This window comes from Alcaligenes sp. LTN-3, assembly GCF_059735605.1.
The window spans coordinates 60,104-80,919 of the sequence record NZ_JCAPDN010000003.1 but is presented as its reverse complement, the minus strand read 5'-3'; the positions used below and the strand labels follow the sequence as shown (position 1 = coordinate 80,919).

The 20,816-nt window shown below is 56.6% G+C and carries 21 protein-coding genes; 14 read left to right on the top strand and 7 right to left on the bottom strand.

Annotation, left to right across the window (positions count from 1 at the left end; genetic code table 11):
- The first annotated feature begins 11 nt into the window (after positions 1 to 11).
- From AC6I6N_RS13325 to AC6I6N_RS13290, 8 genes are all read left to right on the top strand, one after another.
- The gene (locus tag AC6I6N_RS13325; protein ID WP_094195276.1) at positions 12 to 503 is read left to right on the top strand and encodes a TRAP transporter small permease; all 492 of its coding nucleotides are present in this window, start codon (positions 12 to 14) and stop codon (positions 501 to 503) included.
- Positions 496 to 1,791 carry a TRAP transporter large permease gene (locus tag AC6I6N_RS13320; RefSeq protein WP_108727087.1) on the top strand — a complete coding sequence of 432 codons (1,296 nt, stop codon included), beginning with the start codon at positions 496 to 498 and terminating at the stop codon, positions 1,789 to 1,791. The genes AC6I6N_RS13325 and AC6I6N_RS13320 overlap by 8 nt, the downstream gene beginning before the upstream one ends.
- A gap of 12 nt (positions 1,792 to 1,803) precedes the next feature.
- Positions 1,804 to 2,628 (top strand): NHL repeat-containing protein, encoded by an 825-nt coding sequence (locus AC6I6N_RS13315; RefSeq protein WP_094195278.1) that lies wholly within the window; start codon positions 1,804 to 1,806, stop codon positions 2,626 to 2,628.
- 64 nt (positions 2,629 to 2,692) lie between these two features.
- On the top strand, positions 2,693 to 3,829 hold the full coding sequence (locus AC6I6N_RS13310; protein ID WP_321269243.1) for an ABC transporter permease: 1,137 nt from the start codon (positions 2,693 to 2,695) through the stop codon (positions 3,827 to 3,829).
- Positions 3,823 to 4,620, top strand: coding sequence for an ABC transporter ATP-binding protein (locus AC6I6N_RS13305; RefSeq protein WP_094195280.1), 798 nt, complete (start codon positions 3,823 to 3,825; stop codon positions 4,618 to 4,620). Before AC6I6N_RS13310 ends, AC6I6N_RS13305 begins: the two co-directional genes overlap by 7 nt.
- Positions 4,620 to 5,537: an MlaD family protein gene (locus tag AC6I6N_RS13300; protein WP_321269245.1), complete on the top strand. Its 918-nt coding sequence runs from the start codon at positions 4,620 to 4,622 to the stop codon at positions 5,535 to 5,537. Before AC6I6N_RS13305 ends, AC6I6N_RS13300 begins: the two co-directional genes overlap by 1 nt.
- On the top strand, positions 5,534 to 6,169 hold the full coding sequence (locus AC6I6N_RS13295) for an ABC-type transport auxiliary lipoprotein family protein (RefSeq protein WP_094195282.1): 636 nt from the start codon (positions 5,534 to 5,536) through the stop codon (positions 6,167 to 6,169). Before AC6I6N_RS13300 ends, AC6I6N_RS13295 begins: the two co-directional genes overlap by 4 nt.
- A 4-nt stretch (positions 6,170 to 6,173) precedes the next feature.
- Complete coding sequence (locus tag AC6I6N_RS13290; protein ID WP_321269247.1) at positions 6,174 to 6,515, top strand: hypothetical protein; 342 nt, start codon at positions 6,174 to 6,176, stop codon at positions 6,513 to 6,515.
- A 196-nt stretch (positions 6,516 to 6,711) separates the two neighbouring features.
- Here AC6I6N_RS13290 and AC6I6N_RS13285 read toward each other — a convergent pair whose 3' ends face one another.
- Positions 6,712 to 7,392, bottom strand: a complete 681-nt coding sequence (locus AC6I6N_RS13285) for an HAD family hydrolase (RefSeq protein ID WP_094195284.1) — start codon at positions 7,390 to 7,392, stop codon at positions 6,712 to 6,714.
- Positions 7,393 to 7,597: 205 nt separating this feature from the next.
- Here AC6I6N_RS13285 and dctP point away from each other — a divergent pair, with 205 nt between their 5' ends.
- The 3 genes from dctP (at position 7,598) to AC6I6N_RS13270 (ending at position 10,552) form a co-directional block, all read left to right on the top strand.
- Positions 7,598 to 8,572 carry a TRAP transporter substrate-binding protein DctP gene (dctP, locus tag AC6I6N_RS13280; RefSeq protein ID WP_094195285.1) on the top strand — a complete coding sequence of 325 codons (975 nt, stop codon included), beginning with the start codon at positions 7,598 to 7,600 and terminating at the stop codon, positions 8,570 to 8,572.
- A gap of 130 nt (positions 8,573 to 8,702) precedes the next feature.
- The gene (locus AC6I6N_RS13275) at positions 8,703 to 9,227 is read left to right on the top strand and encodes a TRAP transporter small permease (protein WP_121737700.1); all 525 of its coding nucleotides are present in this window, start codon (positions 8,703 to 8,705) and stop codon (positions 9,225 to 9,227) included.
- Positions 9,228 to 9,241: 14 nt separating this feature from the next.
- Positions 9,242 to 10,552 (top strand): TRAP transporter large permease, encoded by a 1,311-nt coding sequence (locus AC6I6N_RS13270; RefSeq protein ID WP_230019483.1) that lies wholly within the window; start codon positions 9,242 to 9,244, stop codon positions 10,550 to 10,552.
- Positions 10,553 to 11,650: 1,098 nt separating this feature from the next.
- On the opposite strand, the gene AC6I6N_RS13265 is transcribed toward AC6I6N_RS13270, so the two are convergent.
- The 3 genes from AC6I6N_RS13265 to AC6I6N_RS13255 form a co-directional block, all read right to left on the bottom strand.
- Positions 11,651 to 11,839 carry a hypothetical protein gene (locus tag AC6I6N_RS13265; RefSeq protein ID WP_121737702.1) on the bottom strand — a complete coding sequence of 63 codons (189 nt, stop codon included), beginning with the start codon at positions 11,837 to 11,839 and terminating at the stop codon, positions 11,651 to 11,653.
- A 113-nt stretch (positions 11,840 to 11,952) separates the two neighbouring features.
- Positions 11,953 to 13,113, bottom strand: coding sequence for a thiolase family protein (locus AC6I6N_RS13260; RefSeq protein WP_406611683.1), 1,161 nt, complete (start codon positions 13,111 to 13,113; stop codon positions 11,953 to 11,955).
- A 21-nt stretch (positions 13,114 to 13,134) separates the two neighbouring features.
- Entirely contained in the window at positions 13,135 to 14,751 is a 1,617-nt protein-coding gene (locus AC6I6N_RS13255) for an ATP-dependent acyl-CoA ligase (RefSeq protein ID WP_406611684.1), read from the bottom strand.
- A 356-nt stretch (positions 14,752 to 15,107) separates the two neighbouring features.
- On the opposite strand from AC6I6N_RS13255, the gene AC6I6N_RS13250 reads away from it, so the two are divergent.
- Positions 15,108 to 16,064 carry a Bug family tripartite tricarboxylate transporter substrate binding protein gene (locus AC6I6N_RS13250; protein ID WP_094195291.1) on the top strand — a complete coding sequence of 319 codons (957 nt, stop codon included), beginning with the start codon at positions 15,108 to 15,110 and terminating at the stop codon, positions 16,062 to 16,064.
- An 87-nt stretch (positions 16,065 to 16,151) separates the two neighbouring features.
- On the opposite strand, the gene AC6I6N_RS13245 is transcribed toward AC6I6N_RS13250, so the two are convergent.
- Positions 16,152 to 16,499, bottom strand: a complete 348-nt coding sequence (locus AC6I6N_RS13245; protein ID WP_094195292.1) for an ankyrin repeat domain-containing protein — start codon at positions 16,497 to 16,499, stop codon at positions 16,152 to 16,154.
- A 113-nt stretch (positions 16,500 to 16,612) separates the two neighbouring features.
- A complete protein-coding gene (locus AC6I6N_RS13240) occupies positions 16,613 to 17,284 on the bottom strand; it encodes a GntR family transcriptional regulator (RefSeq protein ID WP_094195293.1) in 672 nt (223 codons plus the stop codon).
- Between the two features lie 261 nt (positions 17,285 to 17,545).
- On the opposite strand from AC6I6N_RS13240, the gene AC6I6N_RS13235 reads away from it, so the two are divergent.
- Entirely contained in the window at positions 17,546 to 18,430 is an 885-nt protein-coding gene (locus AC6I6N_RS13235) for a LysR family transcriptional regulator (RefSeq protein ID WP_094195294.1), read from the top strand.
- A 106-nt stretch (positions 18,431 to 18,536) separates the two neighbouring features.
- The gene (locus AC6I6N_RS13230; RefSeq protein ID WP_497943559.1) at positions 18,537 to 19,784 is read left to right on the top strand and encodes a D-amino acid dehydrogenase; all 1,248 of its coding nucleotides are present in this window, start codon (positions 18,537 to 18,539) and stop codon (positions 19,782 to 19,784) included.
- 2 nt (positions 19,785 to 19,786) lie between these two features.
- Here AC6I6N_RS13230 and AC6I6N_RS13225 read toward each other — a convergent pair whose 3' ends face one another.
- On the bottom strand, positions 19,787 to 20,797 hold the full coding sequence (locus AC6I6N_RS13225) for an acyltransferase family protein (protein ID WP_321269264.1): 1,011 nt from the start codon (positions 20,795 to 20,797) through the stop codon (positions 19,787 to 19,789).
- Positions 20,798 to 20,816 lie beyond the last annotated feature (19 nt).

The following is a 20,816-nucleotide window of genomic DNA, read 5'->3' as shown; positions in this document are numbered from 1 at the left end:
GGAGTGCGTCCATGATTGTGCTCGAGCGTATGGCCAGAGTATGCGGCGCACTGGCCGCACTCTTTCTATGTTTGATCGGGGTGGTGGTGACGGCGCAGATCGTGGCGCGCCTGTTCTCTACGCAAATCCCCGCGTCGGATGATTTTGCTGGCTGGTTTATGGCAGCGTCGATTTTTCTGGCGCTGCCCTACGCCATGTTGCATGGTGACCATATCCGGGTGTCCTTGTTGCTGCAGGTGATCCCGGAGCGTTTGCGACGCCCTTATGAACTAGTGGCAACGCTGATCGGGCTTGTGCTGGCTGCTTGGTGTACCTGGGAGACGGCCCACTTTGTCTATGAGTCCTTTATCTACAAGGAAGTGGCGCAAGGCATGGTGGCAGTGCCGCTGTGGATTCCCCAATTGGGGATGCCCATTGGTCTGGGCTTGCTGACCTTGATGTTGTTGCGGCGCTTGCTGCGCGTGGTTCAAGGTCAAGAATTGGAGGCGACTGAGCATGGCTGATTTATCTCAGGCAATTGTGCTGTTTGTTGTTCTGCTTGCCTTGCTGGCCAGTGGCGTGTGGGTGGCGCTGGTTCTGATCGCTTGCGGTATCTTGTCTATTTTTCTGTATGCCGATGCGCCTGCAGGCATTATTTTCGCGACCAAGGCGTGGGACTCCTCGGCCAGTTGGGCCTTGACGGCCTTGCCCCTGTTTATCTGGATGGGGGAGATTCTGTATCGCACCCGCCTGGCCGAAGACATGTTCAGTGGCCTGGGGCCGTGGGTACAGCGTTTGCCGGGCCGTCTGTTACACGTCAACACCTTGGGTTGCGGTATTTTTGCGGCGGTCAGCGGTTCGTCGGCGGCTACGGCGGCCACGATAGGCCGTATTTCCTTGCCTGAACTGAAGGCGCGTGGCTATGACGACAGGATCAGTATCGGTTCGCTGGCCGGTGCCGGGACCTTGGGCCTGTTGATTCCGCCTTCCATTGTGATGATTGTGTATGCGGTGGCCGCACAAGTTTCCATCATTCGACTGTTTGTGGCGGGTGTGCTGCCAGGCCTTTTGCTGATGTGCCTGTTTTCGGCCTACATCGCTTTTTGGTCTATCCGCCATCCGGATCGTGTGCCCTCGGCAACCGAGCAACTAAGCCTGAGCGAGAAGGTACGACGCTTGCGCTTGCTGTTGCCGGTCGTTTTGCTGATCATTGCGGTGATCGGGTCGATTTACGGGGGCATTGCCACGGCGACTGAAGCGGCTGTGCTGGGTGTCATTGGTTCTTTGGTGATTGCCGCTTTTGGTCGTTCCCTGAGCTGGAAAACCTTTACCGCCAGTTTGCTGGGTGCGGCGCGCACCTCGTGCATGATTTCCTTCATTCTGATCGGCGCCGCTTATTTGACCAGTGCCATGAGCTTTACTGGCCTGCCTGCAAATCTGGCGGCCTGGATTGGCTCTTTGGGCCTGAACCAATACGCCCTGATTGCTGTATTGACGGTGTTCTTTGTGATTTTGGGCGCCTTTCTGGATGGTATTTCCATTGTGGTGCTGACCACTTCGGTCTTGCTGCCTGCGGTGATTGCCGCCGGTATTGATCCCATCTGGTTTGGTGTTTATCTGATCCTGACCGTGGAAATGGCCCAGATTACTCCGCCTATTGGTTTTAACTTGTTTGTGATCCAGAGCATTACCGGGCGCAATCTGTTCGAGCTGGTACGCATGGCGCTCCCGTTTTTTCTGCTGCTGGTTCTGGCGACCGTCCTGGTGACGATATTCCCGCAAATTGTCCTGGTCTTGCCTAACGCCATGTAAGGGAGGCGGAAGATGGCACTTGCTTATGTGATCTTGGGTTCGCAACGCTACAAAGTAGAGCGCGCCTGGACTCAGGCTGATATCAGCGGCATCACCAGTGTGGCGGTGCTGACAGACGGGCGTATCGCTGCCTTGCTGCGTCGTCCGGCCTGTGTCTTGGTACTGGCACCGGATGGTCAAGTGTCAGCGCGCTGGTCTTTGGATGACATGCTGTGCCCGCACCATATCAGTGCCCGTCCGCAAGGCGGGGTGCTGGTGACGGATCTGGATGGACATCAGGTCTTGGCTTTGGGCCCCCAAGGCCATGAGCAATGGCGTTTGGGCACGCCTGGACAGCCCTGTTGGCAAGAGCCGTTCAACCATCCCACGCACGCCGTTGAATGTGGTGATGGCGGCTTGTGGGTAAGTGATGGCTACGGCAATACCGTGGTGCATCGCTTTGATCCGCAGCGCCAATGGCTGGCTGCGTTGGGCGCGCCTGGCCCAGGCCCTTTGCAGTTCAGCACGCCTCATATGCTCGCGTGTGCTGCTGATGGTTCGATCTGGGTAGCCGACCGCGAAAACAACCGTGTCCAGCATCTGGATGTCCAAGGCCGTTATCTGGGTGAATTGCGCCCCCTGCACAAACCCATGGCGGTGGCTGTGCAAACTGACGGTTCGGTGTTGGTTAGCGATCAAACGGCCAGCTTGTCTTTGTTCGACCCGGATTCGGGCACATTAGTAGGACGTTGCCGGGTGCAAGGTGTCTACGGACACGGGCTGTCCGTCGGCTTGGACGGGCGTATTTATATAGCGGAAATGTTGCCGGATTGTTTGACTTGCTTACAGCCCGCTTAATTGTCCACAAAGCATGAAAAAGTAGTCGGCGCTATGGAAGCTGTCAGAGCAAATCCATTAGACTATGCGCATGAATACGTCCGTGCCTCTGTATGTTCGTACAGACTCCCCTGGTCAGCTGCAATTGCTAGGCGATTGGTCCTTGCGTCACTATGAAGCGCTGCAAAGTAGTTTGCGCTCGATAAGTGACAAGCAGGGCCGTTGGTCTTTGGATTTCAGCCAATTGAAGTCCCTGGACACAACAGGTGCTCAAGTCCTGTGCGAATGGCTGGGTGCCGAGCGTGTGCAAACGGCCTTGGACAGTGCTCAAGGCTTGTCCAAAGAGCGCCATCAATTATTGCAAACCGTTGCCAAGGCAATGAGCCGCATGGATGAGGAGCACGTGACTGCGGCGCGTTGGGGGATGACGGATCTGCTCGAGCGCGTGGGCCTGTCCATGATCCACATCACGCGCAATATGCGTGAGCTTTTGGGTTTTATTGGCCTGACGCTGGAAACGCTCATCCTGAATATGCTGCGGCCCAGCCAGTGGCGCGTCACCTCGATTGTGGCGCAGTTGGAAGAGACCGCCTTTAACGCCGTACCTATTGTGGCCTTGCTGACGTTCCTGGTGGGGGCGGTGATCGCATTTCTGGGAGCGACGGTGCTGGCGGATTTTGGCGCCACCATTTACACCGTAAATCTGGTTGGTTTTTCCTTTTTGCGTGAGTTTGCTGTGCTGTTGACGGCCATCTTGATGGCAGGCCGCACCGCCAGTGCCTTTACCGCGCAGATCGGCTCCATGAAAGCGAACGAAGAAATTGATGCTTTACGCGCTCAGGGCTTGAATCCCATGCTGATTCTGGTCATTCCGCGCGTATTGGCCATGCTATTGGCTATGCCTATCTTGACCTTTGTGGGCATGGTGGCCGGGATCTTCGGCGGCGGCTTGGTCTGCGCCCTGATTCTGGATATCTCGCCCACCATGTTCATCAATATCTTCAATCAGGATATTGATTTGCGGCACTTTGTGCTGGGCATGGCCAAGGCTCCGATTTTTGCCTTTTTGATTGCCGTGATCGGTTGCCAGGAAGGCTTTAAAGTGACCGGCAGCGCCCAGTCCGTGGGGGAGCACACGACTTCAGCCGTGGTGCAGTCCATCTTCATCGTGATCTTGATTGATGCGCTGGCCGCGTTGTTCTTCATGGAGATGGGATGGTAGAGGCAGCCGCTCGTCCCATTATTCAAGTACGTGATCTGGACAATCGCTTTGGCGATCATGTCGTGCATGAGCATCTGGATATGGATGTGTATCCCGGCGAGATTGTGGGCGTGGTGGGTGGTTCCGGCACAGGCAAGTCCGTGCTGCTGCGCTCCATTCTGGGACTGCGCCCACCCACCGGCGGCACGGTACGCATTTTTGATCAGGAAATCGGCACCCTGTCGCCCGAGGATCGTTCGCGGCTGGAGCGCCGTTTGGGCGTGCTGTTCCAGCAAGGCGCGTTGTTCTCCTCGCTGACGGTGGTGGAGAACATTGCCATGCCTCTGATCGAGCATATTGGCCTGTCTCGCGCTGCCGCTGAACATATTGCCGCCATGAAAATGGCCTTGGCAGGTTTACCGGCCAATGCGGCTACCAAATACCCAGCAGAATTGTCCGGTGGCATGATCAAGCGTGCTGCCCTGGCACGTGCGCTGGCGCTGGATCCGGAAATCCTGTTTCTGGATGAACCCACTGCCGGGCTGGACCCGGTGGGTGCGGGGGATTTTGACCAGCTTATTTTGACCTTGCGCGATGCGCTGGGATTGACCGTGTTTTTGGTGACACACGATCTGGATACGCTCTACACCATTTGTGATCGGGTGGCCGTGCTGGCGCAAAAGCGCGTGCTGGTCAACGACACACTGGCCCGCGTAGAGCAAGTTGATAACGACTGGATCCGGGAGTACTTCCACGGTCCACGGGGACGGGCCGCCCAACAGGCCCAAAACCGTCGTCAGGAGCATAATTAATGGAACCGCGTGCCCATCATGTATTGATCGGGGTCTTTACCTTGGTAGTGGCGGCGGCCGCTGTCCTGTTCTCGCTTTGGCTGGCCAAGTCGGGGCAAGATGCCGAGACCCGTGATTACGATATTGTCTTTCTGGAAGGTGTGCGTGGTCTGTCTCGTGGCAGCGCCGTGCAATACAACGGCTTGCGTGTCGGTGAAGTGCGCTTGCTGCGCCTGGACCCGAATGACTTGCAGCGTGTGCGAGCGCAAGTGGCGATTCAGGCTTCCATCCCGATTCATGAAGACACGCAAGCTCGCCTGGCACTGGCTGGTATCACCGGCCAGTCCGTGATCGAGCTTAGCGGCGGCACACCGAACAGCCCCTTGCTGGAAGCGCCCGACGATGGCCTGCCCATGATTGTGGCCTCGCCGTCCCCGCTGGCCCAATTGATGGCAGGTGGCGAGGAGCTGATGACGCAAATTTCCAAGTTGCTCGATAACGCCAATACGTTCCTGTCGTCCGAGAACTCCCAATCCCTGTCGGCCAGTTTGCAAAAGCTGGAAGCCTTGATGGGCCAGCTTTCGACCGCCAGCGAAGGCGTGCCAGCCTTGGTGAAGGAGCTGTCCCAGGCCAGCCAGCAAGCCACCACCTTGCTGTCTTCTACACAAGGTCTGGTAGACCGTCAGGGTACGCAGGCCATGAATGCCATCCAGAAATCCATGGAAGATTTCAGCCGTGCCACGCAAAGCTTGAACACGCTGCTGGAGCAGAATTCGGCAGCTATTGGCCGGGGCGCTCAGGGTTTGACCGAGATCGAACCGGCATTGCGAGAATTGCGTCAGGTGCTGGCCGGTTTCCGCGCCGTCACCTCCCGTCTGGAAGATAATCCGGCCGGCTATCTTTTGGGTCGCGACAAATTACAGGAGTTCACACCATGATGCCCACTGTTGTGCGTCGTTTTTTACAGGTGTCGCTAGTGGGTCTGGCTGCCCTGTCTGCCGCTTGTTCTGTTCTGCCTCAGGCGGAGTCCCTGACTTATTATCAGCTTCCGGCAACGGCCTTGAAGGCGCAGTCTGCACCTGCTTCGCATAGAAGTTTAATCATTCAGGTGAACCGGCCTCACGCCGAGCGCCTGCTGGCCAGTTCGCGCATCACGGTGCTGCCTCAAGGTAATGAGCTCAGCGCGTATAAAGGCGTACGTTGGGGTGACGATGCACCCGCCCTGTTGCGTAACCGTCTGGCCGATGGTTTACGTGATGCGGCTCAATTCCGGGCGGTGGTGCTGGACAGCGAATCCGTCATTGCTGATGTGGAGCTTGGCGGGACGCTGGGCGCCTTTCAGGTGGAGTATATCCAGGGCGTTCCACGGGTACGGATTCAGTTTGATGCTTTAGTGCGTGATCAGCGCTCGGGCCAGTTGATTCAGACCCGCCGCTTTGTCGCTCAACAAGAAGTTGACGGCACGGCCGTGCCACAGGTGGTTGAAGCATTTGGGCAGGCTACCGATGCCTTGTCCTTGCAAGTTAGCCAATGGTTAGCTTCTTTAACTGTTCAGGCCAATACGCTTTAATGACATGTACGAGTCACGTGATCAGCCCTTGATTTCGCGTTGGCAGTTTGCCAAGCGCCTGTTGGCGCATGCCTCGATCGGCATCGTGTTTGTGGTCTTTTCCCTGATGCTGGGGGTATTGGGCCATATGTGGTTTGAAGAGAACGTACATTGGCACGATGCGGCCTTGAATGCGGCCATGATGGTCGGTGGGTTGGGGCCGATGGCCTTGCCTGAAACATGGGCTGGCAAAGTGTTTTTTGCCATATATGGGGCGTATGTCAGCCTGGTGTTGGCCGCAGCGTTCGGGCTGATTATTGCGCCCGTGCTGCATAGAATTTTGCACACCTTCCATCTGGAAGACTAAGCAACAGAAAAAAGGCCCCATACTACGCCTTTCGGTTTGCTGCCGTCCGAGGGGGCTTTTTATTGGCAGCACCGAGTCTTAAGGCGGTCTGGCGGCAAATAAGGCGCTGTGTTTTGAGCAGTTCCAAAAGGTTGGATCTCCCTCTTTTGAAGAAACTGCTCAAAACACAGCGCCTTTTCTATTGTCTGGCTATGAATCAGCCTTGTACGCGTTCCTGCTCCAGCTTGGCGATCAACGTGGGTAATTCATCCATGCGGCGGAAGGTGTCACGCACACCAAGACGGCGCAAGTCCTCTTGCTTGTCGGGGACCGGGCAATAGCCCAAGACGGTGGCCCCGGCAGCCAAGCCAGCCGTTGCGCCCGTGACGCTGTCTTCCACAACCAGACATTCCTTGGGGTCGACACCCAAGCCATGCGCGGCGGCCAGATAGACATCCGGGTAGGGTTTGTTGCGGGGCGTCTCTGCACCGCTATAGATATGGGTGCCAAAGTAATCCAGCAGGCCAGTCTGGCCCAGTTGCAGTGCCAGCTTGCCGCGGTCGGCGCCGGACGCACAGGCAATCATGCCGGGCTTGTCGCGCAAGATCGCGTCCAGCGTGTCCTGAATACCGGGAATGGCCATGACTTCATTGCTCAGTGCATGGTTGCGGCGCATGCGAAAGGCCATTACCCATTCCATATCCAGATCTTTACCGGTCATCTTGCGCACGGTGGGTAGTTCGTCGGGCAGCGCTTTGCCAATGAACCAGTCATAGCATTGCTCGTAGGTCATGACCCAGCCTTCTTCTTGCAGCATGTCCCGCAGCACGCGAACCGTGATGGGTTCGCTGTCCACCAGCACACCGTCACAATCAAACAGCACAGCGGAAAATGTCATGAGTCATCCCTATTAAGCAATAAAACGTCAAGTTTGTGATGATACCGCAGGCTGCCCACCCACAGGATTGAGGTGCAATGAGGGGGCGCACCCTATGAAGCCCTTAGGGGGCTTAGTGAAAACCCCGACTCATAAATAATTGATTATTGATATATTTATATCTAAACTAAAATTTCATTACACACATTTCTGCGGAACTTCCGTCATGGTGCATAAAACAACTCGAGTAGTGGCAGCAGCCTTGCTGGCATTGGGAATGGCTGGCGCTCAGGCAGCGGAAGTTACGCTGAAAGCGGTATCTGTCTTTACGATGGACACCTTCTTTACCAAGCGCTTCAAGCAGTTCGTTGACAAGGTCAACGCAGAAGGCAAGGGGTTGGTGCAGATCAATGTCATTGGCGGCCCAGAGGCCATTCCGCCTTTCGAGGTCGGCAATGCGCTGCGTTCTGGCGTGATTGATTTCGCCAATACCACCGCCGTCTTTCATGCCAATCTGGTGCCAGAGGCACTGGCCTTGACGCTGACAGAAAAACCCATGAGCGAGCTGCGCCAGAACGGCGGCTACGAGCTGATGGACAAGATTCACCGCGAGAAAGCCAACATCACTTGGCTGGCTCGTACGACGGACGGTTTGCAATACCACATCTACACCAACAAGCCCGTGACCTCGGCTGACCTGTCGGGCTTCAAGCTGCGCGGTGTGCCGGTGTACCTGTCCTTCTTTCGCGAAATTGGCGCAACCCCGCTGCAGATTCCACCGGGCGAGGTCTACACCGCGCTGGAGCGTGGTGTCGTGGACGGCTATGGCTGGCCTTCTGTGGGCGTGATGGAAATGGGCTGGCATGAAAAGACCAAATACCGTGTAGAGCCAGGCTTCTACAACGTGGAAGTGGGTTTTTTCATGAACCAAAAGAGCTGGGAAAAACTGGACGAAGACCAGAAAGCCTTCATGCGCAAGCAGATCGAGTGGATGGAGTCGCAGAACGTGACTGAACACCAGATGGCAATCGAAGAAAAAGCGGCGACCGAACAAGCCGGTGTGCAAGCGCTGGTACTGGAACCTGAGGCCGCTCGTGCCTTGCGCACCAAAGCCTACGAAGCAGGCTGGGCCGGTATCGACAAATCCAGTCCCAAATATGCGGCGCAATTGCGTGAATTGTTTGGTGGCTATCAGCCTTAAGCCAGTTTATTGATGATTTAGTTTGAGAGTGGACATTGTGCCCTTGGGGACAGTGTCCACTTTTTGATGGTGCCATATGGGTGGCTAGATGTCCGCCCTTTCAGTGACCTTGATCTGCGGAGAAGACGCGATGTCTGCTGCCACTGCCTCGGAAGGCTCGCCTTCCAACCCGACCTGGGGGCGTCCGTACGCCCTGTTAATGAATACTTGTGGCGCCGTCGCGGCCCTGACCTTTGGGCTGATGAGCCTGCTGGTGTGCGCGGATGTGGTGCTGCGCAACCTGGGCTACGACGCGCTGTCCACCAGCGTGGAAATAACCGAATACATGTTGATCATTGCCACCTTCGTGGCAGCACCGTGGGTGCTGTACCTGGGCGGCCATATTCGTATCGATGTGCTGTTTAACAACTTGCCCCTGCCCATGCAGCGTGGCCTGGACCTGCTCTCTAACCTGTTGGGGCTGACCGTCTGTGGCATTTTGGCCTGGCAATGCGCGGTCGTTGCCCTGGACTCGTACGAGCAAGGGGCCCTGGTCTTTAAAGCCCTGGTCTTTCCAGAATGGTGGCTGAATCTGCCTTTGTTGTTTGGTGCATCCATGTTGGCGCTGGAGTTTCTGCGCCGCCTGATTTCCCGTCCCGTTGAGCAAGGAGCCTGAACATGGAATGGCACATGGCATTGATCCTGTTGCTAGGATCGCTCTTTGTCTTGATGGCGATCGGCACACCCGTCGTTTTTGCCTTTCTGTCCGTCAACCTGTTGGGGGCTTGGCTGTTTCTGGGTGAAGCGGCAGGTTTGGCACAATGGGCGCGCAACACCACCGCCTCCATTGGCAGCTTTTCCTTAACCCCCATTCCTTTATTCGTCTTGATGGGCGAGGTGTTGTTTCACACCGGGCTGGCCTTCAAGGCCATTGACTCCATCGAGCGCATGATCTCGCGCGTGCCGGGCAAACTGTCTATCGTCAGTATCCTGGGGGGGACAACCTTTGCGACGTTGTCGGGCTCGTCCATTGCCAACACGGCCATGATGGGCGGCGTGATGCTGCCAGAAATGCTGCGTCGCGGTTATCACCCCACCATGGCCATGGGCCCCATCATGGCGGTAGGCGGTATTGCCATGCTGATCCCTCCTTCGGCTCTGGCCGTCATGCTGGGGAGTCTGGCTGGTATCTCCATCGAACGACTGTTGATCGGCGGTATCTTGCCGGGCATCTTGATGGCAGCCGGCTTCCTGGCCTACGTCGTGGTACGTAGCCGCCTGCGCCCACAGGATGCCCCCATGAGCGACGAAGATCCGGCCATTCGCCTGAAAGGTTGGGTCTTGTGGAAGCCCTTTGTGTTTAACGTCTTGCCATTGTTGGGTATTTTTGTTGCGGTCGTCGGCTCGATGCTGGTCGGTTGGGCATCGCCCACCGAGTCGGCTGCGATTGGTGTCGTGGCCTCGGTGCTGGCAACCATTGCCTACCGCGCTCTGACCCTGAAAGCCCTGTGGAAAAGCCTGATCGAAACCGCCAAAGTCTCGGTTGTGATTCTGTTCATTCTGGCTGCATCAACCACGTTTGCTCAATTGCTCAGCTTCTCTGGAGCCAGCGCAGGCTTTTTGGGCATGATCAAAGACTACAACCTGTCGCCCTTCGTGCTGGTGGTGTGCATGTTGCTGGTGCTGATAGTCATGGGCATGGTGTTGGATCAAATCTCCATGATGATGATTGCCTTGCCGTTTTTCATGCCTCTGGCTCTGGCTGCTGGCGTGGATACCGTCTGGCTGGGCGTGATGATTTTGATCGCACTGGAAATCGGCTTGCTGACGCCACCCTTTGGCCTGTTGCTGATAGTGATGCAAAGCGTGGCCCCTCCATCTATCCGTTTGCCTCAGATCTACAGTGCCGCCGTGCCCTTCCTGGTCATAGAAATCGGCATCCTGGCCCTGGTCCTGTTTGTCCCCTGGATTGCCGTGGGTCTGCCAGGCCTGATCGGCTAAGACCGAACAGGCCGCTGAAAAGAGGGGCAACAGCGATGTTGTCCCACACAGAAAACCAGAGTCTCGAACAGGCTCTCCGGGCAAAAACGAAAAACCTGAGTTTGGCAAACGCCGAACTCAGGTTTTTTTGTCGCCGGGCCGCCCCAAGACAAAAAGCACCCCCTTGGGGGGAAGCAAGCCAAAGGCGCAGCGAGGGGGCTTGTTTTGTCGCCGGGCCGCCCCAAGACAAAAAGCACCCCCTTGGGGGGCAGCAAGCCAAAGGCGCGGCGAGGGTTTTTTTGTGCGCGATAGCATAGATCCGTTCTGGCCGTATCTCTGCCTGCTTAAAAGCGGTTGATGTGGGAGCCTTATTTCATTGCCAAGCCGCCTTTCAGCTTCTTGCAGACTTTTGGGGGGGCGTGGGCTGGCTTCATGGGTTTGGGCCGTGCTAAACCAAGATAGTGTTGAGAGCCAAGGCAAGCCGTGCGCCCGTTTTGAACCCGCTTGTCGTACGACCCAGTTGGACAAGGCAGACGCATAAGATCGCCGAGAGTTGTCATCCTGATTTTTCAAAAAAGTCAGTTAGACCGCCAGTGCTGGATAGCAAATATCTCGTTCGAGACGCAAACTCTGACCCTGGAAAACCCAATTAACAATCGCCCGATAAAAGATGCTGTGAGCTGATCGAGGGGCGGTGCCGGTGTGGGGGCGGATCAGGTGACTTGCCGCAGGCAGATCATTGCGTAGGGATGCAAGCACCTTGCTGTTCGAGTCCGGCGCTTGTGATTGGTCCGGGGGACCAATCACCGAACGAGTTCAAGGTGCGCCCGTAGCGATTATCTGACCAGGGCATCGGCGTGCAGCGCCGGCAAGTTGCCAGCCCCGACACCGGCACCGCCCCTCGATCAGCGTTTTATAGTCACCCTCTTTATCACCGGGCAGTTGATGATCCTGACCTTTGGACGAGAGTGTCGGAAATTTTGTGTTCGGGCCTATGATTGCCGGTCAGTTGTTGACCCTGAGTTCTGAGCCATCATTTTTGTGTGCAAAAGCAGAGTGCAAGAGCCTAATTCCCAGCTAGCCAAGCATTAAAAACCAAACTCGCAAGAAAAAAGACTTTTATTTGCGCCCAGGCTCAGCATAAATCCCGCCATCCCGCAAAACCAAAGCGACCTTATCTCCCCGCTGCACGGTTTCATCCAGCACACGAGCAATCAACATCGGCCCCGCATCGCTGGCAACCGTTGCCAGCATATACCTCTCAGCCCCTTCACCAGAGGAGGCACTACGCGTCAGTTCCGTCACCATCCCAGACGAGCACTCCTCAGCCTCAAACTCATCCCCATGACACGTCGGACACAAGAACCGCTCTGGGAATACCCGATGATCACACTGAACACAACGAAACACAGAAGGACCCATCACAAGGCCTCCAAAACAAGAGCTGTCGAACACATGCCATAGCGATACTCCACCATGCCGTAGCCCGTGACCAAACCATAACGGGCCTGCGCCACCTGACGCTCCCCAGCCTGAGCGCTTAACTGACGCATTACCTCCACCAAACCATGCAAGTTGCATGCCGCCCCGGCCTGCCCGGCCGACAACTGCCCGCCAGACGTATTCAAAGGCAGGCGCCCCGTTGCAATCGACTCGTGAATAAACTGCTTTGCGTCATCCGCCTGAAAAAACCCCAAATCCTGCAACTGCGCCAGGACCATGACCGGGTAATCGTCATAAATACTGACGACATCCATCTGCGCCGGACTCAATCCCGATTCCGCCCATAAAGCCGGGGCCAAAGTCGCCAAACCTGTGCTCAAACCATCGCCCTGCTGATCATCAATATTGTGAGCACTGCGTAATGCTTTCACCGTAATTGCTGGCTGATTGTGCGCCGCCGGATGATCCGCGCGCATCACAATCAAGGCATTGGCCCCATCTACCACCGGCACACAATCGAGCCGCGTCAAAGGATCGGCCACTTGAGGCGCATTCAAGTATTCATCCAGACTCATGGGGCTGCGATACACCGCGGCAGGATTCATGCTGGCCCACAAGCGCTGGCGCATCACCAAGGCGGCATAATCCGCCCGTTCCAAACCCAGCTTGCGCATTTGATTGGCGGTTAGCATGGCAAAGCGATGATTCGGACTGCCTGCGCCTAACGGCCGTAAATGATCGTAAGTTGTCTGGTTATAGTTCTCGACCAGTTGCTGGAAGTCCTTGGCCTGAAAATGATCCCCGGCCACAATCGCAATACAGCGAGCATCACCCGCCTGAACCGCGCGAATCGCGTGCTGCAGAATATTCAGACCGCTGGCACCGCCATTGCTGTCATCCATAATCCAGCCCACCTTCAAGCCCAGCTTCCAGGCCAGATCAATAGCCCGATCCGGTGCATGGGTGAAGGAGGCCACCCCCAGACCATCAATATCGCTGGCCTTCAGACCTGCTGCGGCAAGAGACTGCTTGAAAGCCTGGGCCAGCAGCTCGGACGTGCCAAGCTGACCACGCCGGGTGTAAGTGACCTCGGTTGCGCCCAGCAGGCGCACCGTGTCCAGATTGAAACTAGGCGTCATATCGAATTCCTGTGGCAGCAATCAGCGGCGAACCTGATAGCCTGCTTTTTCTCTATCCCAGGTATCGGGGCCAATGCCGCGATCACGCAGGGCAAACTTTTGAATCTTGCCATTTTCCGTGGTGGGCAAGACTTGGGCAAACTCAATAAAGCGCGGCACCGCAAAGTAGGGCAGACGGCGCTCGCAATGCTGCAGCAGCTCCTCGCAACTGACCATGCAATCCGGGCGCAGCACAATCATGGCCATGACTTCATCCTCGGCCAGCTCGGACTTGGCGGCATAGACGGCAACCGTATGGACAGCGGGATGGCTGGCCAAAGCCTGTTCGACTTCGTAGGAGGAAATGTTCTCACCACGACGGCGAATCATGTCTTTCAGACGGTCTACAAAGCGGTAGTAGCCATCGGCATCGCGTACCACGCGGTCGCCCGTGTGGAACCACAGATTTTTCCAGGTCTCCACGGTCTTGTCGGGTTGACCGTAGTAACCCAAGGCAAAAGCGTAAGGCTCATCGGCGCGCAACAACAGCTCGCCCACCTCACCATCTGGCAGTGGGTTGTCGTTCTCGTCCACCACCAGGGCTTCAAAGCCCTCAGACACTCGGCCCATATAGCCATTACGCTGTTCCTGAATGCCACGGCCCATCACATAGTTGGTTTCGGTAGAGCCAAAACCATCCAGTAGATGCATGTGGCAGCGCTCCAGAAACTGGCTATGAAACTGTTCGGGAACGCCTGGGCCCAGGGCAATGCGTGTCTTGTGCCGCTTTTCTGCCGCTGTTGCTGGTTTGGACAGCAAGATAGGCACCATGGCGCCCAGCAGATAGGTAATCGTCGCGCCGGTTTCGCACAGATTGTCGAAGAAACGGCTGGCGGAGAAACGTTTATCCACCACCATGCAGGCGTCGCTGACCAGGGCCTGGAAAAAGGTGTTCAGGGCATTGGTGTGGAACATGGGCAGGCAGGTGTACAGCACATCATCGGGTTTCATGTCCAACTTGCTGGCGGTGTAAATACCCCACCAGTAGAACTGGGCGTGTGGGCACTGAACGCCTTTGGAAGGGCCTGAAGTTCCGGAGGTATACAGAATGGCCAGCGTATCGCCAGGGCCTATGTCGGCAGGCTCGCAGTAATCGCCCAAAGCAGGTAGATCGCAGGTGGGTACAGCCAGGGTTTGTGCCACTTCCTGGCCTTGAATCAGCCAGGCTTGCTGGACGGCGGTGGCGGCAAGGTCCACATCGGCCAGCAGTGGTGTCAGATCGGTTTCCACCACCAGCAAGCTGGCCTGGCTATTGCACAGGATGTGCTGCAACTGCGCGCCGCGCGAGGCGGTATTGATAGGGACCACAATCGCGCCCAGCCAGCCGCAACCCAGCACCATGTCCAGGAACTCGTGACGGTTGGTACACAGCAGGGCAACACGGTCGCCACGCTTGATACCGGCACGGCTCAGGCGGCTTGCACTGGCGGCGGCCGCCTGCAAGGTTTGCTGGCCGGTGTAGTGGATGTGTCGGTCTGAGAACAGCGGCGTATCACCCATGCGCTCTGCGCGCAGGCGCAACAAGGCGGGCACCGTGCGCTGCGTGGCAGGTATTGAAAACAGTGGCAATTCAGAAGCAGGAATGGAATGGGCGTGCATGATCAATCTGTCTCCCGGCCAACGCGCGATCAAGGCGGCAAGCCGATATGCATGGGTGAAATTACTAATATCCGGCAAACAGTATACTGCAATATATTATTTTGAAATTCCTGTCCTTCACCGGAAAAACCCGAAGTCGATGAGGCCGCCAAGTCGTGGTGTTTCGCATAAACCAAGGGCTGGACAAGGACAGAAAAGGGGGCGTTTTGCAGGCCAGGGCAGTACGGCAGGCAAGGCGGTTGATCAGGTTTCAGAACGACAGTCGATCAGCAAAAAGCAGGTCAGGCCCACGTGTTTGGGCGGATGTGCTTCACAATGACTTTGAATAAGCCCACAGGGGCAACGGGGATAGAACAATGAAGGTATGGCTTAAGTTGGCAACGTGTTGCGCGCTCATGTTGGGTGCACAGGCTCATGCTCAGAATAAGAATGTCACGCTGGTTATTCCTTATCCGCCTGGTGGTGCGGCTGATCAGTTGGCGCGTGTGATTTCTCAGGAAATGGGAACACGCTTCGATCAGAAAGTGATTGTGGAGAACCGTCCGGGTGCCGGTGCGCAGGTCGCCATGAATGTGGTGAAAAATGCCAACCCCAATGCCTTGGGAACGGTGCTGTTTCTGGCCGATAGCGGTGCCTATTCGCTTAACCGCCATATGTATCAGCGCCTGAACTACGATGTCGCCACGGACCTGATTCCCATGACGCTGGCCGCCAAGGCTCCTGTGTTCCTGCTGGTCAACAAAGACAGCCCTTTCAAGACCGTTCAGGATCTGGTTGCCGCCGGCCAGAAGCAAGAGCTGACATACGGCTCGCCCGGTATGGGTACCGGCACTCACCTGTTGGGCGAGATGCTGCGCAAAGAAACTGGCGCCCGTCTGGTGCACGTGCCTTACAAGGGCGCAGGTCCGGCCTTGATCGATGCGGTCAGTGGCCAGATCGACTTTATTTTTGATGTATTGACCGGTAGCCGTGGCTTTTTGGAGGATGGTCGTTTGCGCGCGATTGCCGCTGCCACGACAGAACGTAGCCCGTTGCGTCCTGATACGCCCACCCTTGCTGAAAGCGGTATTCCCAATGTGGCTTTTACGATCTGGTGGGGTATCTCGGCCAAGGCAGGCACCCCTGCCGATGAGGTGACACGCTTAACCGAGCAGTTGACGGCTGTGCTCAATGCGCCGGAAGTCGTGCAGAAGTTTGTGGACTTTGGTATTGAGATTCAGCCCTCGACACCACAAGCGTTTGCTGAGTTGATCGAGAGCGATGCGACGGCGATGGGCCCGATGATCCAGTCTTTGCAGATTACGTTGGATTAATTCTGTTTTAGGTGACGGGCCTGCCGTCAGAGGTGTTGCAGACAAGCCGGCCATGCCGGCTTGTTTCATTGATGCCCGGCCCCAGAATCAGGGACGCAACTCTTTGGCGCCGCGTTCGATCAACATGGCCGAGATTTCCTTGTTGCCATTTGCATTGGCACGCACCAGTGGCGAATAGCCTTCAAAATCGCGGGCGTTAACATCGGCACCATTGTCCAGGAGGAAGCGGGCGATTTCTTTGTTGCCGTTCATGCTGACCAGATGCAATGGGGTATAGCCGTCCAGCTTGGCATTGACCAGGGCTTTGTCTTGTTGCATCGCCGTAATGACTTGCTCGGCTTGGCCAGCCCAGATCTGTTCATACAGATCGGCGTTGGCGGCGTAGACGGGGGCGGCAAGGCTCAGGGTAAGCAGGGCAGCGGAAATAAACTTCATTTAATACTCCAAAAGCAGATTTAAACTAACCGTTATGAATAATAGTTATTTTTGAAAGCGGGTTCTGTAATGGCTTGTTACTTCAGGAGGCCGGGCCAGGGGCTGGCCATGCGCTAGTGGGACAGCAGTTCGGCTTGTTTGATGCAATAGGCGGAGCTGCAGATCACCAGATTTTCATGAATTTTTTGCGCGGCCTGTTCAGGCTGGCCCTGCTCAAAAGCCTGGTAGATGCCTTGAGCGCGTTGCAAGGTTTCTCGACGGAAAAGCGGGTCTTGCAGGCAGGCGATACGGGCTTGATCGGCCCGGTCATGCAAACGCTCCATGGTATCGATGAGCTGCTTGTTGGGCACCATATTGATCCAGGCACTACGAAACGACCAGTTGGCCTGAATGTTGTCCAGAGGATCCCCTTGCTGATGCGTGGCTTCAATGCGCGCCACCGCCTGCCCCATGGCACGCAAGCCCACTGCACTTTGATGCTGACAGGCAAGGTGTGCGGCGGAAGGCTCCAATAGCAAACGTACCGAGAAGATGTCTTCAATATCTTGTGGGGTGTAGATCTTCAGGACAAAGCCGCGCGAGGTGCTCTCGAGCACGCCCTCGTTTTTAAGCTGCAACAGGGCTTCGCGCACGGGCATGCGCGACACGTTCAGGCTGGCTGCAATTTCATTATCAACCAACCTGACCTCAAAGCTGATCTTGCCCAGTGCAATGTCCTGGCGAAGCATGCCATAGACTTGTTCACGGATATTGGGTTCGCGTTTTTTGTAGGGGGTAGCAGCCATAAACTCGTCCGGCGTCTGGCGCACGGCAAAACTCTGAAAGGGGTATAGGATACCAAGTAAGCATGAAGGGCTGAGGCGTTTTGTACCAGGATGGGATGGGTTGAAACCGTCTGGCCTGAGTGGCTGAAAAGGATTGTTCTGGCGGCGTGGCCGTCGTGTGATGTCTCCTGTATGGGCAAGACTCTGGGCAAACCGCTTCACAGGCTGACTTGCCGCATAATAGGTGTTTTTCAACTCAGCACGCACCAGAGGGGGCAATTGATGCGGTGGCGGCATGTAGAAATTTTTGATGCGATCTGCCGCGGTGGCTCTTTGACGCAGGCCGCACAGTTGCTGCATATCTCTCAGCCTGCGGCCAGCAAAATGTTGGCGACGGCAGAAATGCAGCTGGGTTTTAAGTTGTTCGATCGCGTACGTGGCCGCCTGATCCCCACGCGTGAGGCCAGCATTCTGGCACCCTACGTTGCGCGTCTACATCAGAATCTGGATGACGTCAGCCGACTGGCGCGCAATCTGCGCTCTCATCATGAAGGCCTGTGGCGTATCGGCAGCAGCCCGGCTTTCGGATTGGAGCTATTGCCGGTGGCCTTGAGCCGTTGTCGCCAGTCCCACCCGGCCATGAGTTTCGAGTTGCGTACCCATCACAGTGGGGAGTTATTACAAGCCCTGGAAACGCGCGACCTGGATATGGTGATCAGTTTTGATCAGGGCGAGTCCTCGGGCGTGCAACAACAGGTTCTGGCCGATACCGAACTGGTGCACGTGACCTTGCCGGGTGTTGCTCCTTTGCGTCATTGGGAGGAGATGGCCGAGCGCGCTTTTATCGCTTTAGACGCTAATGATCCTGTGGGCGCGATGGTTGAGGATCTGCTGCAACGCTATGCCCCCGATGTGGCCCCCTTTATGCGTGTACAGACCCATTACGTGGCGTGCAACCTGGTTGTGCAGCAGGTGGGTGAGGCCCTGGTGGACCTGGTCACTGCCCGCGCCATGCAAGGTCGGGGCCTGGCCATACACCGCTTGCCCGAGCCGTTGCCTATCCCAGTCAGTATTTTGACGGCCCATGATGATGCGGGTTCTGGCTCGCGTGAGCGGGTGCTGGACCACATCCGGCAGGCTCTGCTGGAATGTCGTTTCCCGGACTGAGCGGAATCTTGACTCCATAACCCAGGGTTATGGAGAGCGCCAACTATTCATTGGCGCTCTGTAGCACCCCCCAAGACAATAGAGGCCAGTTATTGGGGGTATGTTCATGCATGTATGTATTATCGGCGCCGGTGTCATTGGAATGAGTACCGCGTTCATGTTGCGCCAGAAAGGGGTGAAGGTCACGGTACTGGAGGCGGGTTCACAAGTGGCCGGACAGACCAGCTTTGCCAATGGTGGACAACTGAGCTACAGCTACGTGGCCCCCCTGGCTGATCCTGGCGTATTCAAGGATTTGCCTCGCTGGTTATTGAAGAACGACTCGCCGTTGCGTTTTAAGCCTGCGCTGAGTCCGCAACAATGGCGCTGGCTGCTGCATTTTCTGAAAGCCTGCCGGGGTGATGTGGTGCGCCGTACCACCGCGCAGATGCTGACCTTGTCCTACCTGAGCCGCGACATTTTGCACGACTGGCAAGAGCGCTTCAATCTGGAATTTGCCCATCAAAACAATGGCAAGTTGATTGTGTTTCGCAGCCCCGGCCCGTTTCAGCATGCCCGTGAGCAGGCGCAATTGCAGGCGGATATGGGCTCCTCGCAGCAAGTGCTGGAAGCGGCTCAAGTGTTGGAGCTGGAGCCTTCTTTGCAGACGTTGGGCTCGCGCTTGCAGGGTGCGATTTACACCCCTAGCGAAGAGGCAGGGGATGCTTATCTGTTCTCTGTGGCCTTGCATGAGCGCATGCAAAATGACCGCGATTACCAGCTCAAACTCAATACGCCGGTGCAGCGCTTTGTGAGGGAAGGGCGCGATATCCGCGCTGTGCAAACCGCAGAAGGTGAGATCCAGGCCGATCAGTTTGTTGTTGCCAGCGGTATGGGCACGGTGCCTTTGTTGCGCCAATTGGGTGGCCGCCCTCTGATCTACCCGCTAAAGGGCTATAGCTTGAGCCTGCCGTTGGAAGGCTTGAATCAAGCCGTGCCCGCCATCAGCGTGACGGATTACGAACAGCGCATCGTGTATGCCCGCTTGGGCGAGGTGCTGCGTATGGCTGCCATGGTGGATATCGGCTTTGATGGGTTGGATATTCCGGCCGATCGTATGGCGGCCTTGAAGCAGCAGGTGAAGGATCTGTTTCCCGCTTTGCCGTTGGAACAGGCACAGACTTGGGCAGGCTTGCGCCCTGCAACACCTTCGGGCAAGCCTATTGTAGGGGCCAGCACGCTGGCCGGTCGTTTGTGGGTGAACGCAGGCCACGGCGCATTGGGCTTTACCTTGGCGTGTGGCAGTGCAGCGATTCTGGCCGCGCACCTGACCGGAGAGGCTTCACCTATTGATGATGCGCCGTTTCGTCCTTAATCCTAGACCGTCGCCCGCAACACCGGCATGGCTTTCAAGCCCGCCGTCAGCAACAGGGATAGACCATAGATGGCGGCCGCCAGCACCGGAATCGACCACAGTGCATTGAAATCCAGCGCCGTGAACAGATAGCGGTACATCAGGTCGATCAGCCAGGGGTGGATCAAATACACCCCCAAGGTCAGCTCCGCCAGATGGGCACTGATCCGCGAGTTGATCAAGGGCTGGTTCCAGTCACGCAGCAATAGAATCAGCGCGATGGACATGGGGATGACGGTAATACTCAGGTAGTCATAAAAGTACGCAGCGGTTTGCCGGTCGTGGGTGATGGCCAGCGCATAAAAGCCCCAGGCTGTGGCCGCGATACTACTGAGCAGCACCGTCATAGTCAGCCAGCGGGGCATACGCACCGGCACTTTGCGTAGCAGATAGCCCAGCAGAAAATAGGGCAGATAGGACAGGAACCAGGTGAAGAAGGGGGCAGAGTGGGTGTTTAGCTCTGGCTTACTGAGCGTGCTAAGGGCAGATAGCACGAAGGCCGCCCCGGTCAGCGCGGCCAGTTGCTTCAAGTTGGTGTTCTGAACCATACGACGCAAAAAGGGCGTGAACAGGTACAGGAACACAATCATGTACAGAAACCAGAGGTGGAAATAAGGCCGACCCTGCAGCAGCCGCTCCAGATAGGGATAAGGGTCAGCGTCTGGCGTCCACCAATGCTGCTTGAAGGCCGTCCAGCCTAGATAAAACGCGGTCCAGAACAGCAGTGGCAGCAAGACTCGCGACGCCCGCTTGCGGTAGAAGCGCTTCATGCCCTCCTGGGGACGGGGTTCCAGCAAGAGCGCACCGCTGACCATGACAAACACCGGTACACACCAGCGGGTGGCGGCATCGTAGAGATTGCCACTCCACCAGTTGGCTGTGCCCAACTCGGCATTCAGGACGGCGTAGGCGGCGATATGCAGGCAAACGACAGAGAAAATCGCCACGATCCGTGCATTGCTGATCCAGTTCATGACAGGACATCAAAATCAG

Coding starts and splice junctions, on each gene's coding strand:
- AC6I6N_RS13270 (WP_230019483.1), top strand. CDS start 9,242: ATGGCATTGATCCTGTTGCTAGGATCGCTCTTTGTCTTGATGGCGATC.
- AC6I6N_RS13260 (WP_406611683.1), bottom strand. CDS start 13,113: ATGACGCCTAGTTTCAATCTGGACACGGTGCGCCTGCTGGGCGCAACC.
- AC6I6N_RS13250 (WP_094195291.1), top strand. CDS start 15,108: ATGAAGGTATGGCTTAAGTTGGCAACGTGTTGCGCGCTCATGTTGGGT.
- AC6I6N_RS13300 (WP_321269245.1), top strand. CDS start 4,620: ATGGAACCGCGTGCCCATCATGTATTGATCGGGGTCTTTACCTTGGTA.
- AC6I6N_RS13285 (WP_094195284.1), bottom strand. CDS start 7,392: ATGACATTTTCCGCTGTGCTGTTTGATTGTGACGGTGTGCTGGTGGAC.
- AC6I6N_RS13230 (WP_497943559.1), top strand. CDS start 18,537: ATGCATGTATGTATTATCGGCGCCGGTGTCATTGGAATGAGTACCGCG.
- AC6I6N_RS13265 (WP_121737702.1), bottom strand. CDS start 11,839: ATGGTGACGGAACTGACGCGTAGTGCCTCCTCTGGTGAAGGGGCTGAG.
- dctP (WP_094195285.1), top strand. CDS start 7,598: ATGGTGCATAAAACAACTCGAGTAGTGGCAGCAGCCTTGCTGGCATTG.
- AC6I6N_RS13305 (WP_094195280.1), top strand. CDS start 3,823: ATGGTAGAGGCAGCCGCTCGTCCCATTATTCAAGTACGTGATCTGGAC.
- AC6I6N_RS13325 (WP_094195276.1), top strand. CDS start 12: ATGATTGTGCTCGAGCGTATGGCCAGAGTATGCGGCGCACTGGCCGCA.
- AC6I6N_RS13225 (WP_321269264.1), bottom strand. CDS start 20,797: ATGAACTGGATCAGCAATGCACGGATCGTGGCGATTTTCTCTGTCGTT.
- AC6I6N_RS13275 (WP_121737700.1), top strand. CDS start 8,703: ATGTCTGCTGCCACTGCCTCGGAAGGCTCGCCTTCCAACCCGACCTGG.
- AC6I6N_RS13245 (WP_094195292.1), bottom strand. CDS start 16,499: ATGAAGTTTATTTCCGCTGCCCTGCTTACCCTGAGCCTTGCCGCCCCC.
- AC6I6N_RS13295 (WP_094195282.1), top strand. CDS start 5,534: ATGATGCCCACTGTTGTGCGTCGTTTTTTACAGGTGTCGCTAGTGGGT.
- AC6I6N_RS13315 (WP_094195278.1), top strand. CDS start 1,804: ATGGCACTTGCTTATGTGATCTTGGGTTCGCAACGCTACAAAGTAGAG.
- AC6I6N_RS13240 (WP_094195293.1), bottom strand. CDS start 17,284: ATGGCTGCTACCCCCTACAAAAAACGCGAACCCAATATCCGTGAACAA.
- AC6I6N_RS13235 (WP_094195294.1), top strand. CDS start 17,546: ATGCGGTGGCGGCATGTAGAAATTTTTGATGCGATCTGCCGCGGTGGC.
- AC6I6N_RS13320 (WP_108727087.1), top strand. CDS start 496: ATGGCTGATTTATCTCAGGCAATTGTGCTGTTTGTTGTTCTGCTTGCC.
- AC6I6N_RS13290 (WP_321269247.1), top strand. CDS start 6,174: ATGTACGAGTCACGTGATCAGCCCTTGATTTCGCGTTGGCAGTTTGCC.
- AC6I6N_RS13255 (WP_406611684.1), bottom strand. CDS start 14,751: ATGCACGCCCATTCCATTCCTGCTTCTGAATTGCCACTGTTTTCAATA.
- AC6I6N_RS13310 (WP_321269243.1), top strand. CDS start 2,693: ATGCGCATGAATACGTCCGTGCCTCTGTATGTTCGTACAGACTCCCCT.